Annotated in this window: 17 protein-coding genes; 5 read left to right on the forward strand and 12 right to left on the reverse strand. The window is 41.6% G+C overall.

All coding sequences use genetic code 11. The features are described 5' to 3' along the window. Nucleotides 1–11 precede the first annotated feature (11 nt). The 3 genes from AC1XUD_RS02385 to AC1XUD_RS02395 all read right to left on the reverse strand — a co-directional run bounded on the left by AC1XUD_RS02385 (nt 12) and on the right by AC1XUD_RS02395 (nt 3,895). On the reverse strand, nt 12–1,025 hold the full coding sequence (locus tag AC1XUD_RS02385; protein WP_483359342.1) for a FecR family protein: 1,014 nt from the start codon (nt 1,023–1,025) through the stop codon (nt 12–14). A 385-nt stretch (nt 1,026–1,410) separates the two neighbouring features. Continuing rightward, nucleotides 1,411–3,249 (reverse strand): alkaline phosphatase, encoded by a 1,839-nt coding sequence (locus tag AC1XUD_RS02390; RefSeq protein WP_483359343.1) that lies wholly within the window; start codon nt 3,247–3,249, stop codon nt 1,411–1,413. 55 nt (nt 3,250–3,304) lie between these two features. After that, nucleotides 3,305–3,895, reverse strand: a complete 591-nt coding sequence (locus AC1XUD_RS02395; RefSeq protein ID WP_483359344.1) for an RNA polymerase sigma-70 factor — start codon at nt 3,893–3,895, stop codon at nt 3,305–3,307. 197 nt (nt 3,896–4,092) lie between these two features. On the opposite strand from AC1XUD_RS02395, the gene AC1XUD_RS02400 reads away from it, so the two are divergent. After that, nucleotides 4,093–4,797: an NUDIX hydrolase gene (locus AC1XUD_RS02400; protein ID WP_483359345.1), complete on the forward strand. Its 705-nt coding sequence runs from the start codon at nt 4,093–4,095 to the stop codon at nt 4,795–4,797. A gap of 92 nt (nt 4,798–4,889) precedes the next feature. Here AC1XUD_RS02400 and AC1XUD_RS02405 read toward each other — a convergent pair whose 3' ends face one another. From AC1XUD_RS02405 to AC1XUD_RS02435, 7 genes are all read right to left on the reverse strand, one after another. Then, complete coding sequence (locus tag AC1XUD_RS02405) at nt 4,890–5,030, reverse strand: hypothetical protein (RefSeq protein WP_483359346.1); 141 nt, start codon at nt 5,028–5,030, stop codon at nt 4,890–4,892. A 104-nt stretch (nt 5,031–5,134) separates the two neighbouring features. After that, entirely contained in the window at nt 5,135–5,329 is a 195-nt protein-coding gene (locus AC1XUD_RS02410) for a hypothetical protein (RefSeq protein ID WP_483359347.1), read from the reverse strand. A 295-nt stretch (nt 5,330–5,624) separates the two neighbouring features. Continuing rightward, nucleotides 5,625–6,011, reverse strand: a complete 387-nt coding sequence (locus AC1XUD_RS02415; RefSeq protein WP_483359348.1) for a response regulator — start codon at nt 6,009–6,011, stop codon at nt 5,625–5,627. 3 nt (nt 6,012–6,014) lie between these two features. Continuing rightward, on the reverse strand, nt 6,015–7,106 hold the full coding sequence (locus AC1XUD_RS02420) for a hybrid sensor histidine kinase/response regulator (protein WP_483359349.1): 1,092 nt from the start codon (nt 7,104–7,106) through the stop codon (nt 6,015–6,017). After that, nucleotides 7,099–9,270 (reverse strand): sensor histidine kinase, encoded by a 2,172-nt coding sequence (locus AC1XUD_RS02425; RefSeq protein ID WP_483359350.1) that lies wholly within the window; start codon nt 9,268–9,270, stop codon nt 7,099–7,101. Before AC1XUD_RS02425 ends, AC1XUD_RS02420 begins: the two co-directional genes overlap by 8 nt. A 1-nt stretch (nt 9,271) precedes the next feature. Further along, the gene (locus tag AC1XUD_RS02430) at nt 9,272–9,964 is read right to left on the reverse strand and encodes a hypothetical protein (RefSeq protein ID WP_483359351.1); all 693 of its coding nucleotides are present in this window, start codon (nt 9,962–9,964) and stop codon (nt 9,272–9,274) included. A gap of 8 nt (nt 9,965–9,972) precedes the next feature. Next, nucleotides 9,973–12,171, reverse strand: a complete 2,199-nt coding sequence (locus AC1XUD_RS02435; RefSeq protein WP_483359352.1) for an Rv1355c family protein — start codon at nt 12,169–12,171, stop codon at nt 9,973–9,975. 300 nt (nt 12,172–12,471) lie between these two features. Between AC1XUD_RS02435 and AC1XUD_RS02440 the strand changes: the two genes are divergently transcribed. After that, entirely contained in the window at nt 12,472–12,939 is a 468-nt protein-coding gene (locus AC1XUD_RS02440) for a response regulator (RefSeq protein WP_483359353.1), read from the forward strand. Between the two features lie 20 nt (nt 12,940–12,959). Here AC1XUD_RS02440 and AC1XUD_RS02445 read toward each other — a convergent pair whose 3' ends face one another. After that, nucleotides 12,960–13,193: a hypothetical protein gene (locus AC1XUD_RS02445; RefSeq protein WP_483359354.1), complete on the reverse strand. Its 234-nt coding sequence runs from the start codon at nt 13,191–13,193 to the stop codon at nt 12,960–12,962. Nucleotides 13,194–13,374: 181 nt separating this feature from the next. Between AC1XUD_RS02445 and AC1XUD_RS02450 the strand changes: the two genes are divergently transcribed. Both AC1XUD_RS02450 and AC1XUD_RS02455 read left to right on the forward strand, forming a co-directional pair. Next, nucleotides 13,375–13,686: a MerR family transcriptional regulator gene (locus AC1XUD_RS02450; protein WP_483359355.1), complete on the forward strand. Its 312-nt coding sequence runs from the start codon at nt 13,375–13,377 to the stop codon at nt 13,684–13,686. 21 nt (nt 13,687–13,707) lie between these two features. Next, the gene (locus tag AC1XUD_RS02455; RefSeq protein WP_483359356.1) at nt 13,708–14,931 is read left to right on the forward strand and encodes a M20/M25/M40 family metallo-hydrolase; all 1,224 of its coding nucleotides are present in this window, start codon (nt 13,708–13,710) and stop codon (nt 14,929–14,931) included. 141 nt (nt 14,932–15,072) lie between these two features. Here AC1XUD_RS02455 and AC1XUD_RS02460 read toward each other — a convergent pair whose 3' ends face one another. Further along, the gene (locus tag AC1XUD_RS02460; protein WP_483359357.1) at nt 15,073–15,585 is read right to left on the reverse strand and encodes a metallophosphoesterase family protein; all 513 of its coding nucleotides are present in this window, start codon (nt 15,583–15,585) and stop codon (nt 15,073–15,075) included. 269 nt (nt 15,586–15,854) lie between these two features. Between AC1XUD_RS02460 and AC1XUD_RS02465 the strand changes: the two genes are divergently transcribed. Then, nucleotides 15,855–18,689 (forward strand): TonB-dependent receptor, encoded by a 2,835-nt coding sequence (locus AC1XUD_RS02465; RefSeq protein WP_483359358.1) that lies wholly within the window; start codon nt 15,855–15,857, stop codon nt 18,687–18,689. The last annotated feature ends 22 nt before the right edge of the window (nt 18,690–18,711 follow it).

Genomic DNA, 18,711 nt, shown 5'->3' on the forward strand with positions numbered 1-18,711 from the left:
GTTCAAAAGCGCTATTCACATGCCGGGCCGTCCAGTAAAATAGTCTGACCCGATATCTTATAATTTGCATCCAGCGAAGTACAAAGCATATCCAGAATGGCCGGTAATGACTGTTCTTCAAAATCTGCTGTGATGCCACACGTGGTCATTTTTGGATTAGTTATATTGATCTGAATATCAAATCGTTGCTCCAGTTTTTCCGCTACTTGTTCCAATGAAGTACCGTCGAAGACGATCGATACAGGCTCATATATTTCCTTTCTCGTTTGGTGTATATTTTGTTTTGCAATTGTCAATCGCTCCGATTCGGTCTCGAAAAGTGCACGGTCATGTTCTTTCAAAACAACTTTATCGCCATTCTCTTTACCCGACGCAGACACGGAAACCTTACCCGTCACCACCGAAACTTCATAAATGTGATCCGTTGCAGATGCTTTTACATTGAAGCTGGTCCCCAGCACTTTTACGCCCATTTTGCCAGCTTGTATTAAAAACGGATGCGCCCTGTCGTGTGCCACCTCAAAGTAACCTTCACCCGAAAACGTAACTCTGCGGTCTATACTCCCAAACTGTCTGGGATAAGTGATACTGGCTTTTTCATGCATCCATACGACTGTGCCGTCGGGCAATTTGTGGCGCGTAATTTTAGTCTGAGAATTAACAAAGGTGATATAGCGTGAATCTGTTTTGGTCTGCTGACTTAGTTCACGTCCGGATGACGACAGTTTTTTACTTTGTGTAAAATACAATATGCTGATAACCAATATGCTTGCTGCGATTCCAGCCACCCATTTATACATAGGTTGAATCCGGTTTTCAGTTTTATGCTGGTCAAGTGTTTTTCTTATGAATGCATAGGTCTCACTTTTCAGTCGTTCCTGATCATGGGCAGGAATGGTATCCAGATAATTGGCAACCTTTGTAAGGTCTTCGTACCATTTTTCCACTATTACATTTTCCTGGTCGGTACATTCTCCGTCCAGGTATTTTTTAAGCAGGTGATTATCCACCAACGGTTCTTTCATTGATAACGTATTTGTAATTCGGCGTCGAAAAGGATGTCGCACGTCAGAAACCCAACCCTTAGTCGCTCCTTAAAAATTTATAAAAAATGTTCGAAAGTTTTTAATAAGGGACTATTTTCGTCATAGATTGTCACGAATGGTCATTGATTGTCAGGGTGTTGTCATTTATTGTCAGGGTGTTGTCATTGATTGTCAGGGTGTTGTCATTTATTGTCAGGAGTGGACTAGTGTAATTGAGGTTTTGATGGTAATTGCCATTGATTGTCAGGGAATGTCATCAATAGTAATGTTTACGAGAACTACAAATGAACAGCCCTGACTAAACCTGACAATCCCTTACCAGACCTGACTGCCCTTGACAAAAAATGACCAGCCCTGACCACGCCTATCGAGTGTGATACTGGCGCATAATTTTGAGTATGCGATTGAAAATTTCTGTGTTTTCGTAGATCCCGCGGAATTCCATGGAGTGTGGACCGTAGGCAAAAACGGGTACCATAACAGAGGTGTGATCATTTGTACTGAAGGCTCCGTCTACATATCCCTTTTCGAAGTTGCCATCAAGCAGGGTAAGTCCGCCGGTTTCGTGATCGGCTGTAACAATCACCAGTGTTTCGCCGTTGCTGTCTGCAAATTTAACGGCGTCGCCTATTAACTGATCAAAATCCAGCATCTCGGTAACAACATATGGAACTTGATTCGCATGGCCGCCATAATCAATCTGAGCACCTTCGGCCATCATAAAGAAACCGTTTTTGTTTTTAGATAAATCTTTGCTCAGTTTAGCGAAAGACGCAGTGAGGAAATTTCCACGGCCTTTTTGAATGGAAACCGTTTTCGAATCGTCCAGTAAAACGTAGGGTAGTTTCATGGAATTCAGATCTGACCATTTATTCGAAACCTGATATCCTTTCAGTTTCAAACTGTCAGCAATGCCATTTTTATTGAAGTATTGGTATCCGCCGCCAATCAAAGCCTGCACATTTGATTTTAAAAAATCGTGAGCAATCTGCTGTTCCATTTCTCTTAAAGGCTGATGGCCGAAGAAAGCCGCTGGGGTTGCGTCCGTGATGCTTCCCGCAGATATTAATCCGGATTGTATACCCAGTGGTGCAAGCATATCTGGCAAATTCGGTATGGGCTTCAGCGTACTATCTACGCCAATCGCCCGGTTTCGCGTCTTCTGCCCGGCTGCCATGGCAGTTCCACCAGCTGCCGAATCTGTAATATAGCTGTCGGAAGAATTGGTTTTGGAAAAACCGAGATTCAGAAATTTCGAAAGATTTAAGAGACCTCCATTGGCAGTAACGCCCGCATATATCTGCGCCAAACCCATGCCATCGCCGATCAGCAGGATGACATTTTTTACCTTGCTTAACTTGTCATTATTTTTATAGGTAGGTTGATATACAGCGTGTTTTGTCGGGTTTGTATACTCAGCATTATTGCGGTTTTTCAGATAGTTGCCCAGTTCCTCGATATGGTCCGTATTCAAATAATCGACTTTCAGATTCATCAGAGTTTTCCACGAATTGACATTGTCAGGAGTGGCCCAAAGGCGAACCTTTTTACCCATAGAATGTGCATCTGCTATCATTTTCTGGATTTTTGTCATCTCGTCTTTTACGATCAAGCCCTTTCCATTCCACTTGGTATAATTGGTGAAAGACTGACTGATCAGACCTACCCGCTTCAACTGGTCGGGAGTATATGCAATACCTGGTCGCCCATCAAAGTATAGATAATCGGCATACAAATGGAAATTTTCAGGCTTTGGAGTATTCCCACTTAAAACTACCTGTACTTTACCTTTGGGTACAAGCATATTGGCATATGGTGCAAGTTGCTTTTCCAAAGCCTTCATGGTAGGCTCGCTTTCCGTTTTCAAGTCAATCAGTAATTGGAGTGGGGCATCGCTATTTGGAAATACATTCCCCTGATGTTGTTCAATAACTAATTTGATCGGATCGAGATACAAGCTCTGAAGGGTGCGCCCAGCCGCCATCGCCTTCCGTTCGTGCGCTACATACAGGGTATCATTCCGGAGAAAAACATCTGCCTCGACCGATCCGAATTGCTGGTAATATGCTTTGTAAAACGGAATATTTTGCTCGTAATCATTGTGTGAATGTGCATTGCGAACGCTGTAGGTGTATGGAGTTTGTGCGAAAGCGACGAAATTGCTCAGAAAAATGAGCGCTGTAAAAAGTAATCTGAATGACATAAAAAGTAAAATTTGTGGAATAGTTAGCAGTACTACAGGAAACAACGGAACCAAATCAGAGAAAGAAATGGGTGAGAATTATGAAGTAGGGCAGGTGTTCACTTAAAAAGTTACGTAGAATTCGGAGTGCTTTCGTGATATGCTGCTCAACAGTCTTTTCCGAAATTGTGAGTTGTTCTGCTATCTCTTTGTTGGAGAGTCCTTTACGACTTAGAACGAATACTTCACGACACTTCGGAGGCAGGAGGTGGAGACCCTCCTCATACCTATTTTGCAGATCGGTAATAATCGCCTGCTGATCGGTGGCCAATCCTGAGATATCATCATGAAATTTTTCCCACTGATTGTAGTGATGCTGCCTGGTATATTCTTTGCGGTAAAACGAGATAATCAATTTTTTAACCGCTGCGAAGAGATAGGGACGGCAGGTCACAATTTCATTTTGAGCGCGCTTTTGCCAGACACTTACGAATAGCTCCTGAACTATTTCCTGGGCGGCAAATTCATCGTGAACTTTACTAAACGCAAAATTGAAGAGCAATCGAAAGTAACGGTCGTACAGTTCCTCGAAAGCTGCCTCGTCATCCTCAAGGCAGATCAGACTTATGATCTGTTCATCAGAATAGGAGAGGTAGCGTTGGGTCATTGGTGGGCACGTTGCTTCGAAGCGAAGTAATGAATTTTTTTACAAATTAGACGCAAAATTCCTGCTTTATTGGCCAGATCCATGTTAAGTAATATTTTTGCTTTTCCCGCTTTTATTAACAGAATGATAAACTGTACCGTTGTTTTCTTGGTAAATTGCGGTCTATTGCCTGTTTTTTTGTTACATACATTATTTTCATGATCAGTTATCCGCAGTCATCACGAATTTTCCTGGCCATCGATTGTATCATTTTTGGTTTCGATGGGAAGGATTTAAAGTTGCTTCTTATAAAAAGGAATTTTGAACCGGAAAAGGGGAAGTGGTCGCTGATGGGGGGATTTCTACAGCCTAATGAGGATCTCGAAGTGGGCGCATCCAGAATCCTGATGGATTTGACGGGATTGGAAAACATATACTTTGAACAACTCGCCGTATATGGCAAAACGGACAGAGATCCCGGGGAGCGCACCGTCTCCATCGTATTTTTTGCGTTGATCAAAATTGACGAAAACAATAGCGAATCGCTAAAAAATCATAACGCCTCATGGATCGGATTGGAAACCCGTCCTGAATTGATATTCGATCATAACCAAATGGTGTTGCAGGCTTTGGAGCACTTAAGATATAAAGCAGCGCTACATCCTATTGGGTTTGAATTATTACCGGAATTCTTTACGATTCCGCAACTTCAGAAACTATATGAGGCTATATACGCTATCCCTATTGATAGGCGCAATTTCAGTAGGAAGCTACTTTCCACAGGGCTTTTGATTGACACCGGAAAGAAGAACAGCAATTCTACCACTAAAAAGGCAACGCTATACCAATTAGACATTCCCAAGTATACTGAGCAGTTTCATTCGTTCTGGAACTTCATGCCGGATTCGATGAAAAGCATTTAGCCGTTACCAGATAGACCAGACACGATAATAAAAAGCCTTTGATTCAGATGAAAGCTGAAATCAAAGGCCAATGATGGTAAGCTTGTGATGTTTTATTTGCTCGCTTTCTTCGCGAGGTTACGCATTTGCTGTAACGCTTCCTGACGGGACATTTTGTTTTCATTGGCCTTTGCTTTTTCGATTTGCTCTTTCGAGAAGCGACCTTTGAACAGATTGAAAAGTGTAAAAAACATAACGGCTGCTATTTTGATTTTGCTCAGCGTCAAATCTAAACAAAACCATTCAAACTTCAATCGAAGCAAACTGGAATAATGGGCAGCCGCCGGACCTGCTGTAGTTATTTTAGAGCCAGTCTGTTTTTCTGGACTTTACCGCCAGGAATAAATTCTCCACGAATCCATCTCACGAAATTTAATGAGTTAATTTTGTAAATATCGGCAGACAAACGCTTCATGCCACTTATTTCAATTTCACGAACATAAAGTTCATGCAACTTAAGGATTTCAGAAAGGGTATCGTTGTCGGTTTTCATAGTTACGGGGACAGATGTTTAAACGTAACATACAACTAGTTACAATCATGCCAGTAACCGCTAAATTTGAATATTTATTGAAATGGTTATATAAATTGAGCCATTTAGGGGCCTAAATATTCAAATATTTTAATTCTCAAATGATAGGAGTAAAAAAGGAGGATTTGGACGACTGTTTAATTTTACAACACTTTGTGGTATAGCAATGATTTGAGTGGTAACACATTGGGGGAATAATCATCATGAATTTTTCTTATATAAAGAGGATATAAAGCATAATCCGCGCTTCGATACATCAGGATATTTTTTCGATCAACAAATCCACTTCAAGTGGCTTGGAGAGCAGTTCTATGATATAGGGGCTTTTCCGTACTCTCTCGATATCAGAGGAGTCGATGGTTGACGACAGCATATATATTTTGATCTTCTCCTTTACGCTGTCGTCAAGCGAATGATATGCCTCTATAAATTCAAAGCCATTCATATCAGGCATTTGTAAATCCAACAAAATTACGGTTTCCGGTAACTGCTGGCCTTCAACGGAAAGCCATGAGAGCGCAGCCCGGGCAGAATGGTATTTATTTATGCTTCCCGTAATTCCACTTTTGACAAGAAGCCGCTCATAAACAAACAGGTCAAACGTGCTATCGTCGATCAAAATAAAATTTAAGGGCTTCTGCATAATTTATTTTTTTACGGATGGAATCACAACTCTGAATGTACTTCCTTTTCCCACCTGCGAAGTTGCTGCTATGGCTCCTTCCAGTTTGTTTACCGCCTCCTGAACAATGTATAGACCAATGCCCGATCCACTTTTCAGCGCATCTGCCCGATAGAACATTTTGAATATTTTATCCAAGTCATCATCCTTAATGCCGGTTCCGTTATCCTCAATGATTATGACGGCTTCTTCATTATTTGTCGTGATCGTTAAATTGACAAATCTGTTGGTCTTGCTACTATCCTGGAACTTGATTGCGTTGTTAATCAGGTTGTTAAAGATAATTCTTAATTTCATAACATCAGAAAAAAAAGGTTTTTCCTGAGTGATATTTATGGATAAATTTAATCCTTCGAATTCAGGAAGAAACTGGATCGTGGAGATAACTTCCTGCACCAATTCCTGAAAATTGATATTTGTAATGATCGGCAGGCCGCGCGCATTTTTATAGTAATCGATAATGTTGATAACAAAAGTATCCAACCTTTTTACCGACTGTCTGATGAGATCAAAATAGTGGAGATGTGCATTGGGGTCTTCTTCAAGGACCGCGAGGTTTACAATGCCTAAAATGGACATGAGCGGTGCTCTCAGGTCATGAGACGCACTATATACAAATTTGTCTAACTCTTCATTGGCCTTCTGGAGCTCTATATTCCGCTCGCGAAGATCTTCACGGGTCTTAAATATATCATAAGCGTGGTCAATGGCATTTTCAACATAATCAAAATCCCATGGCTTATGAATAAATCGGAACACCTCCCCCTTATTGATCGCGTCAATCGCTGCGCTAATGTCGGTGTGACCCGTTATCAAGATCCTGATTACATCGGGGAATTTTTCACGGATTTTTTCAAAAAACTGAACGCCCGTCATAATGGGCATACGCTGATCCGCCAGAACGATATTAAAGGAATTGTTTTCCATTAATTGTTCTGCTTCTGTTACTGATACAGTTGTGGTAATGTCATATTGCCTTCTGAATGCTGCTTTAAATGAGTGCAGGTTATGCTCCTCATCGTCAACGTACAGAATCCGAATGTTTTGTTTACTCATTTAGTTCGGGTATTGGCCTTTTTTTCTTTATGATCGGTAATGTTATAATAAATTCAGTTCCTTCTCCTTCCTCTGATATCACATCGATCGTTCCGTCGTGAACTTCTATAATTTTAAACACGATCGATAATCCGAGGCCTGTTCCTTCTCCCACCTGTTTTGTGGTAAAGAATGGGTCGAATATTTTAGTTTTTAATTCTGTCGGTATGCCGATTCCATTGTCTTTAATTGATATACTTACGTTTTTATCGTCCTTTAGTTTCGTGGTTACCCAAATTGTTGGCGTCCAGTTTTCCTTCGGATGCTGTTTCAGTGCATAAATGGCGTTGGTCAGTATATTCATAAATACCTGGTTGATCTTGCCGGGATAACATTCCACACTCGGCAAGCTGCCCAAATTCTTGACAAGCCTGATTTCACTACCCAGCTGATAGTTCAGAATAACCAGCGTTGAATCCATTCCCTCGTTAATATTGACAAGATTTAAATCCGCCTCGTCGATTCTGGAGAAAATTTTCAAACCTTTCACGATTTCTACTGTCCTCTTCGCACCGTCTTCCATCCCGTTGAGGAGGGTGTCAAGTTCGTCCTTAATATAGTTAATATCCAGTTCTTCTTTCAATCTGTTTACTTCCTCAAATCCTCTACCGATACTTTCAATGCTAGTTTCCTCTGCCACAGACTCATAAGCTGTCAGTACTGCCATGACATCTTCAATATCCCTGCGTAGTGGTCGGACATTGGAGCTCACAAAATTGATCGGATTATTGATCTCATGTGCAATTCCCGCCGTAAGTTGCCCTAAAGAAACCATTTTTTCAGATTCTATCAACTGAGTCTGCGCATCTTTTAGCTGAGTAAGCGCCTCATTTAGTTTTTCATTCTTATTGCTAAGCTCAACAGTCCGCTCGTTTACTTTATTTTCGAGTGATACGTTTTGTTCGCGGATGATCTTTTCATTTTCTTTAGATACTCTAAGTGCCTCTTCCTGAGATGCTTCTCGTTCTTTCTTAAGAATATTAATCTTGTCGGCCAAGGCAAAGGATAGTAAAATTACTTCCAGGATGCTACCCGTCTGCATGGTGTAGCTGGTCAAAAGATTATATGGAAGAATGTTAATATTTCTTAGTACAAAAAGAATAAGTCCGATCAGGAACATGCTCCATGCAATCAGAAAAAACTTAGCAGGGCGGTAGTTGGCCCTCGACAATCTCACGGCGACCAAGATCGTGGCGATTGTTCCATAGGCACCTGAGATATCCATGGCTCGGTAACTAAGACTTTCAAATCCGAGTAAATTTAAAAGTGCACCTATGGTATATAGGACGATGATGATATTAAGAAGCAGTTCACCTTTGGGCCATTTTTCCCTAATGGATAGAAAATGCTTGATAAAAAAGACCGCGAAAATGCCGGAGAGCGCCGAAAATAATATGGCTGCCTGCGAATTGAAATGTGGGGCACCCGGCCAGAGGTATTTATACGCATATCCTGTTAAAGTGGTCTGCGCCAGTCCGATACACAAAATGTAGAGGACGTAAAACAGATAACTTCTGTCTTTGGTGGAAAAAAAGATAAACAGGTTATAAAGAATCATTACGATAATGATCCCTGAAAAAATGCCGTTAATGGTTTCACCAACCAGAGAGGACTGAAAGAAATTCGGCTCATCCCTGATCATCAGCGGCAATACTACCTGATTGAAACCAGATATCTTGAGATAGAAACTTGCTGTTGTGCCTTGTTTGATTGTGACGGGGAAGACTAGATTCTGATGAGCAATATCCCTAGTTTCAAAATCGTCGTTTTCGGTGTATACCCGAAGTGATGTTTTCCCGTCTTTGGAGGTATATAGCTCGCACGCGTGAATCAGCGGATATGCCAGCTCTAGATAAAGATTCGGCTTGCGGGTCGTATTATGGATAGAGAATTTCAGCCAGTATGAAGAATTGCTCAGGCCTTCGTTAGGCACATCTACCTCGCTTGCTTTGAAGTCTTTTACATTGAGAATCGTCTTAAAATCTAGCTTACTATCCTTGTCCTCGTATATATCGAGGTTTTTACCAATAATTTGAGACCCGCCCTTAAAATATATTACCTCCCCCTGCACGGAAAATGCGAGTAAAAAAAGGAAGCATAAGAAAACTGTAAACTTTTTTATCATCCTATAGGATTATTTTGGTTTCATAAATAATCGCCATTTCTCCTTTCGGCCCTGTTTCGATTGCAAACTGCTCCGGATTGTTTCGGAGGTCCATGATACGCTCTTTTTCTTCCGATTTTGCATTCGGCAATCCTTCCAGGTCTTTAATAATCAAAGCGGTGGCAATTAGTCCTTCTTTAGGGTAATAATAAGTTCCATTATCTCCCAAATCGCGTATAATTTCAAATCCTACACGAGCGCAGTTCCGCAAAGTCGCCGGCGAACATAAAGCCAGCAGGTAATCCACTCCAATTTGCGAAGATATGGCAACGCCGATTCTACCCAAAAAAATACTACCAATTCCATAACCCGCTACCTCTTTGGAGTTGAACAGTCCACAAAACTCGGCCAATTGATAGTCGCCCAGATTATCCATATACTGGTAAATACTGGAGTCAATTTTGGCGATTGCGTCCTCCATCGGAAGTTTAATCTTCTCTGTTCTCATCTGAATCCGTCCACCTCCATATATCCTTTCACCGTCCTCAGACTCCACAATAACAACATACGTATCAGGGTCATGCAGCCAGGTGATGTTGGCGGATGTAACCTGTTTTACTCCATATGATTCCAAAACTTTCCTGTGTCCATCAACATATCTCAAGCTAGTTTCAACGTCGTCAGGAGCCTTATAAGCTCTAATTCTGGCTTTCATTACCTTTGTTAATGTGCTATATACAAAATGTCGTTCAAATGGCGTCTTTGCTGAGATAAATTAATCGAAGCTTCCAGAGGCAGGATTTTAAAGAACAGGATTCGATCCAGTCCTTCTTCAGGATTCAACAGGCTAAGTAACTCATGTTTTATATTTTTAAGTGCCGAAATTTCCTCGTTGTCCAACATTTCGCCACTTTCGAGATGTCCGAATAACGCAGTTGGTGACATGATAGGTTCAAGGGTTAATCCCTGCGCCAGAAGCATACCAGATATCCTCTGAAAGGCTCTGCCTGCTGCCAGTTTATCACCGGTCAGTCGCAAATATCCGATAGAATTACTCTTGAACAAGGTTTCCTCAAATGTATTGTGGAGCAATTTATTGCCGCCGATTACCTTCATCGCGTGAGCAACTTTTGGGTTTCTCAGCATCATGAATGCAGTTTTTTGTACAGGATTATAAGGAAGTGACAGAAAATCAATTCCGTAAGAGGCTTGCCCGATTTTGTTGTCGGGCCATTTCATATACCTGGCGAAAATGTCTTCATGGCCGTCTTTATTTAGCATTACCATTACCTCCAATTGGCTCAAAAGTGATATTACCTTCTTTTTGATTTCCGGATCTTCTATGATAGTTGCTTGAGGTTCGGCGTCAAAGTACCTGGAAATCATGTCCACACCATCGATAAGCGGGTTTTTATCGGAATTGCTTTTTTCCAGATTTTCTTCTTTTCGCTCAATTTCTCCCGTCAAGACAATACTCGCAAACAGTGGGAGGGAAGCAGAGTCTGCTATGATCACCTCAGCTTTCAAACCCAGATCATTCAACTGCGACAACATATATTCTGTCGCCGATGCAAGACTGATGTCGGAAGCAATGTGATTGTAATTTGTAAATGACTCAGCATCAGATGTATTGAGGAATAGATGAAAATGACCATTGTGATATAACCATTTCCACGGCTGATTGTTATATTCTGAGAAAACACTTGCTGACGATGTGATGATACGTTCTATATCCGAAACCGGAAGCTGCACACCTGCGTCTTTCAGTTCAGTTGCTTCAGCAATTTTAATAGCGTTCAGAAAATCAAACTCGATGCGCTCTCTGACAGATGTGTTTGAAGTTTTATTGGAGATAATACCCTCCAAGTCTACATAATATCTGCCCGAGTCCGTAAAATGGCCGAGTAGCATACGGCGGCAAACGTCTGTAACCACGCCACCGCCCAGGGTAACTGCGCTTGCAAGTTGCGGCCAGGTCGTAATCGTTTGTCCAAGTTCCAACAGAGAAGCCTGTGCACGTGCCGAACTTTTAAACGCGTCAACAATTTTCATAACGATTGGCAAGCGCTGCTCCGGCCCTATATTTTCTAGGACCTGAGCCGGGATGTCGGCAAGCATTCCGTGAAAGATCATCAGCCCGCGATCGAGGTCAAACCTTTCAACGTCTAGCATACCACGGTCACTCGTTTCCATCACCACGGGAATGTTAAGTTGTTTGGCTTTTTGCCTGCACAGAATTTTAACTCCAATATCGTCGCACTCGTCAATGAGAATATCCAACTTGCCACCGCCCGTTAAGAATTCATCGATATTGTTGGCGGTGATACCGTCCGTAAAGCACTCAATGTCTATAAACGGATCAATTTCGGCTATTTCGCGAGCTGTGATGATACATTTATTAAGCCCGATATTATGCAGCCCTGTCCGGATTCGATTGAGGTTGCTGAGCTCTAATGTGTCAAAATCGGCCAGTTTCATGCTACTGCAAACCCGCTCTGTTGCCAGGGTTAACGCAACGGCATGTCCTACCGAAAGGCCGATAATACCAAGTTTTTTTGTGAGCAGAGTCTGCTGTTCTTCGGTCGTAATCTTATGCTTGTTCCTGCTGGTGCGAAGTTCGATGAATTCATCTTTTTCCAATAAATGGATCAAGCGCTTCGACCAGGGGTAGTATACCCAAACGCCTTCGCGGGATACATCCAGAGACGATGACCAACTCGTAAAGAGCTGATCCAATTCCTGATCCGACAGACGAGACGCAGGATTTCTTACTTTGAATAGTTCCTTTTTCTGTCCTTCGTAGTGATCCAATAAGCTGAGGTTGATAGACTCATCAATTAGTTTGACAAAATTCGCGTCTTCTGTTTGGTCTTTTCGATTAAAAAAAAATGGACGGAAGTCAGAAATATTTATAGAACACATTTTTTAATTTGTAAAGGGTATTTACGAACAGCAAGACTAGCTATTCATTGCATTTATGTATCTTGGCATTCGATTTGATGGACAGAGTTGAACAAACTATTTCGTCAGCTCATACTTAGGGAATTAGCCAATCCAGTCTTCGATAATATTGTAGTTGTTATTGTACATTAGAGAGATGTAAATTGTCTAGTGTTTAATAATTTTCGAATTTAACATTATATTCTGTGAAACGGATTTTTGTTTGGGAATTAGTTTGTAAAATTTAATAGATATCAATTTTTTAGTCGGATTTTATACTCAATGAGCATTTCTGAAAAAATTAGTGTACTATACGTAGACGACGAGCATAACAACCTAAACTCCTTCAAAGCGGCTCTACGGCGTGAGTTTATTGTCTTTACAGCCGCTTCGGGCCAGGAAGGCCTGGAGATACTAGAGAAAAACAATGTGCACGTCATTATCACCGATCAGCGGATGCCGGGTATGACGGGGGTAGATTTTTTGATAGAAGTTCTCAAGAAATTCCCTGACCCGATTCGTATTTTATTAACTGGGTATACAGATATTAATGCGGTAATTGATGCAGTCAATAAGGGACACATTTATTACTATATCAATAAGCCTTGGGACGAGGATCAGATGAAAATTGTGATCCGAAATGCGCATGAGATTTTTAGCCTTCGGGAGAAAAACAGAGAATTAATTGATAAACTTGTAGAAGTAAATGGGCAGTTGGAATTCTTGCTTCGTCAAAAATTAATCTCTTGATTATCAATAATTTGCTTTGATTATAGTCGTGGCCTTCTTTTGAGCTGAAGTTTACCCTGGCGTAAGTGGGATAAGCCTGTTTTTAGTAAAAAAGTAAGAATCGCATACGTCCCGGCAAAGCCAATAGCGACAACTACTATTGTGGCAAAAGCTATATTCAGTAGTATCTTTATAAATATGATCAGGTCCATTGCGAAATCCGGTTGCTCTATTTTCGCTCTGTTGTAAATATCGTGCCAGCTTGGCGAAGTCATTGATCCGAAGTATGGGCTACACTTCTGATCAGTGACTTTTTTATTCTCCCTCTATTATTTTTCTTTGTCAGTGAATGCCGATCTTCGGTCTTACTCAACACGAGAATGACAGTCTGCACGTTTATTTAGAATTGTTATAATTAAAAAATCCCATTTATATTTGTCTAAATGTCTTTGTCCCATGGAAGCAGGAAGTAAGCTATATTACGATACGGAAGAGGTCGCCAAAATGTTCGATTGTAATGAATCGAAGCTCAGATATTGGGAAAAGAAATTTCCTCAGCTAAGCCCTAAACGTGATTCACGCAATAGGCGAAGGTATACTGATCGGGATATTGAGGTGATCAGGAAGATCATACATCAGAAAGAAAAACAGGGGAGAACGACTAAGGGCACTCGCGAACAATTAAGAAAAAAAGAAGAGTCTCAGTTGATAACCCAGCGATTGATAAGGGTCAGAAGTTTTTTACAGGAGCTCAGAGATGCGCTATAGATTGAAATCAAAGGACACGAAATGAAATATGTTTTTTTAGCAGGTCTGGCACTTTTGACTGCCGCTTCGAATGCCCAGAGTTTTAGAGTGTCGGATATAAAGGAACATATTTCCTTTTTGGCTTCTGACGATCTAGAGGGGCGAGGTACGGGTACACTAGGCGAGATGAGAGCGGCGAATTATATTGCAGCGATGTTTAAAAGTTACGGACTGCAACCGGCTGGAAATCAAGGGTCTTATTTTCAAACCTTTGAGACAATGATCAGCATTGAGGATATACCGCATACGGTTACGGCCCGCAACGTCATCGGCTATATCGATAATGGAGCCGAAAAAACGATCGTTGTTGGCGCCCATTATGACCATTTAGGAAAGGGGTTTCAGGGTAGTTCACTCAGCCCAGACAGTAGAAATAAGATACACAATGGTGCTGACGACAATGCATCCGGCACTTCCGGAGTATTGGAATTAGCTAAATTTTATGCAGAAAACGGACAAAAGGAGAAGCATAACCTTTTATTCATTGCTTTTTCTGGAGAAGAACTAGGTCTCATCGGTTCGAAATATTATACAAATCATCCGACAAAGCCGCTGTCTTCTGTGGAAGCAATGATCAATATGGACATGATTGGCCGATTAGATGAATCCAAAGGAGTAATTGTTTCCGGGTTTGGAACGAGTCCGTTTTGGGGCGATGTCGTAAACAATGCCGCTAAAAAAGCGGGCTTGAAATTTACACCGGATTCTTCTGGTGTCGGAGCTTCTGATCACACTTCCTTTTATCTTAAAGACATCCCTGTCCTTCAGTTTTTTTCGGGCGGGCATGGCGACTATCACAAGATTTCGGACGACGCGGAGAAGATCAACTATGAAGGAGAAGTGAAAATTCTTAATATGGTGGCTGATGTCATCCATGCTACTGATCGCTCGACAAGCAAACTGGAATTTGTTCAGACATCCAATCCTCACAGCGCCGATACCCGGTCGACTTTCAAAGTGACACTGGGCGTAATGCCGGACTACAGTTATACAGGAAAAGGCCTGAAAATCGATGGTGTCACAGATGGCCGTCCTGCATCAAAAGCTGGTATTAAATCAAGGGATGTCATTATCAAACTAGCGGGCAAAGATATTGGAACGATATACGATTACATGGAAATCCTGGGAGCACATGAAAAAGGTGATCAGGTTGAGGCCCGCTATATCAGGGATGGAAAAAATGTGGATGTGAAGGTTACTTTTTGATTTTCTGTCTAAAAAGCAGAGTTGAGAGTTTGCCGCGGTGTTTCGCTGAGTATATCGTATTTCTCAGCAAGTGACTTAGCATTCCTGACCATTTTCTGACCTGAGATAAAATATACTTATTGTCTTTGAGGAGACTGAAATCTAGTTATTCACCGCCCCACGCAGTCCTAACTCTACCACTTCCATTTGACTGATCACCCCTTCGTGCAGATTAAAACGGAGGAGCGTTCTCATTTTATGAAATCCTTCGCGCCCGGCCGCACCCGGATTGATATATAGCATATCGGAGAGGTTCCTATCCCTGATCACACGCAGGATATGGGAATGCCCGCACACAAATATATCAGGTGTGTTCTCCCTTAGCCTAGGCATTACCATGGGGTTGTACCGCGGTGGAGCTCCGCCTATATGCGTCATCCAAATATTGAACCCCTCTATTTCAAAAAACAGGTGCTCATCTGAACACAACCTCACGTCCTTGTTATCAATATTGCCAAATACAACCCGAAGCGGTTTGAATTCTTTTAGTTGGTCGATGATCTTTGTCGAGCCAACATCTCCCGCGTGCCATATTTCGTCGCAGTGCGCAAAGTGTTCAAATACTTTTGTGTCTAGAAAGCCGTGTGTGTCTGAAATTAAACCTACTCTGATCATTGGAACTGCTGCAATTGGTATCTGATTTTTTGCGCAAAGTTAAATAACGAAATGAAAGGTCAACAAAAATTTGACTGTGATGAGATATTTGTCCTTTTATATATAAAAAAATTATATATTTTTGACCTTTCTGAGTCTTAATAAAAGTTAAATATTTGTTATTTTAAGATAATAACTAAAAATTTAGTTCTTTATTTTGTCAACAATTTATATACTTGTGGTAACATTCCCATCGAGCAATCACTTTAACCTTATCCTGTGTCATAGCCATGAAAAAAATCTATTTTCTGTTAGTCAGCCTCTTCTTCACGTTTTCCCTCCATGCTCAGAATTCCGGGCGTTTTACATTGAAAGGCAAAATGGCGGACACCTTGGGAGTTGGGCTTCAGGATGCTACCGTGATGTTACTTCAGCCCAAGGACTCGTCTCTTGTCAACTTTGGCAGAACGTCAAAAGATGGCTCGTTTGAATTCAGAGGACTTAAACGTGGCCCATACATTTTTAAGGCAACATATGTAGGCTATGTGCCTTTCCAAAAGCACATTACGCCCGAGGAAGGTGATGTGACGGACATCGGAAAGCAGGATATGTCCTATCTGAATCAACAGCTTTACGATGTGGTGATCAAAACAGCCCGGGCTCCACTGAGTATTCATGGAGACACCGTCGAATACGATCCGCGTGCATTCAAGGTACCGCCGGGTGCCACGGTTGAAGATTTGTTGAGACGACTTCCCGGCATTCAGGTTGATCAGGATGGGAGCTTACGATCTCAGGGGGAGTCGATCAAACGTGTAACGGTGGACGGCAAGCGGTTTTTCGGTGATGATACCCGCGCTGCAACTAAAAATCTTCCAGCAGATGCCATTTCAAAAGTGCAGGTATTTAACGAAAAAACAGAGCAGTCGCGCATAACAGGAGTTGACGATGGGAAGCATGATAAAACGCTGAATCTGGAATTAAAAGACAGTCACAAAAAAGGGGGATTTGGGAAAGCAACGGCGGCGGCAGGAACGGATAAGCGAGTCGAAGGCAAGATCAATTACAACAGGTTTAATCAAAAAAATCAGTTTTCTATCATAGGACTGGGTAGTAATACGAATCAGGGCGGGATGAATTGGGATGATTATCAGGATTTTAAAGGAAGCCAGTCATTCAATTGGGGCGATGATGGTGACTTTGGTTTTGGAGGAGGTATCAGATATATAACCTTTGGCGATGACGAAGAAAGCCTGACTATCCAGGCAGGGAGCGGCGCACAAAACAGAGGTTATAATAAGAACTACGCAGCCGGAGCAAACTACAATTTCGACACCAAGAAAACAAAACTGAATACAAGTTATTACTTCAATCAATCGAATAAAGATTTGGATGCGATTGCGCGTCAAACGTCTTTCCTGGGAGACAACTCCGCATATACCCGCCTGGATACCAATGCCAGGGTTAACTTTAATCAAAACCACAGAGGGGCTTTTCGGTTTGAAAAAGAGCTTGATTCATTGAATAGCTTTATTTTCCTTTCTAATTTGAGAGTGGGGAACGGTACGGCCGATTACCTGAGCCATCAGGAATATTTTCGTGGCGAAGACGTTACAGATGAGCGTTCAACGGTGACGGATATCAAAAACTATTCCAACTTTCATTCGTTTGCCATTGCGAATACAGGAATTTACCGACATAAATTCAAAAAGAAGGGGCGCAACTTTTCTGCGAGCGTCGGAGTTAACGTCAATAATTCTGATGGTGATGTCGAGCAAATGTCCCGCAACCAGTTTATTAAGTCGTCTCCAACAGAACCGGACAGTATCGTAAATATTCACCAAACCAATGCGACCAAAAGCTTAAGGAATCAGTTGAAAAGCAGCTTGTTATATCTCGAGCCACTTTCTAAGAAATTTGTACTTGAAACATTTTATAATTTCAGTGTAAAGAATGACAAGGTGGACCGCGATGTGTTCAATATCACGGAAGAAGGGGCGACCAGAAATGATAATCTGAGCAGGTATTATACCAATCAAACGGATTATAACCGATTTGGTACTTCGCTTAGATATACAAACAACGGGTTCAATGTTTCGGCCGGGCTTGCAGCGCAGCAGATCCATATGAATGGTGACTTTGCCATTAATCAGGACGACCCAACACGGACGAATATCAATAGGAAGTTTTTTAACTGGACTCCCAATGCGACGATAATGTACGATATGAAAAACAACAGGTTCATGTACGGCGGCTATGGCGTAAGTGTCCAGGAGCCGAACATTAATGACCTTCAGCCAATCGTTGACAATAGTAACCCGTTGTATATCAGAGTTGGAAATCCAAATCTGGTACCGACAATAAACCACAACGCATATCTGTCCTATAATTATTTCAACCCTGCGAGTTTCGTGCAGATGTATTTCGGGGCTAACTATAACTACTTTGAAAATCAGGTCATTTACAGTCAAAATGTGGACGAAAACCTGGTCACGACGACGAAGGCTGAGAATATAAGTGGTGGAAAAAGCTTCAATTTCTACGGTAGCTACGGTTTCCCGATCGTGAAGACGAAAAGTAATTTTAATTTGAGACTGAACTATACCAACGGCAAGAATCTGACGAGCATAAACGGTGAATTGAATAAAACCACCAGCAATGGTTACAATGTTGGCGGGCGGCTGGATTATACGCCGGGAGATAAGCTTACAATCTATACCGATGCAAACTGGAATATCAATGATACCAAGTATTCGATTAGCTCGGGACAAAACCAAAAGATTGTCAATACCACCTATGGAGTTGAACTCAACTTCAAAATGCCAAAGGAAATTTACTTCAACAGCCGGTTCAATTATAGTTCATATGTAAACGACCGTTATGGATTTGATCAAAAAATGCCGATTCTTAATCTTTCGGTATATAAGGCTGTGCTTAAGAGTAAGAAAGGTGAAATCAGGCTTTCAGCATATGATGTTTTTAATCAAAACAGGGGTATATCTCAATCAGCCTATCAGAATTTTGTCTCTCAGGAGCAGGTTCGTACATTGGCGCGCTACTTTATGCTGAGCTTCAGTTACAATATGCGAGGTATGTCTCATTCGGTTCGTCGTAAAGGATATTAATTTAAAAGATATGTATAGGAAT

The sequence above is a fragment of the Dyadobacter sp. HNCC25DJ184 genome, assembly GCF_056895215.1.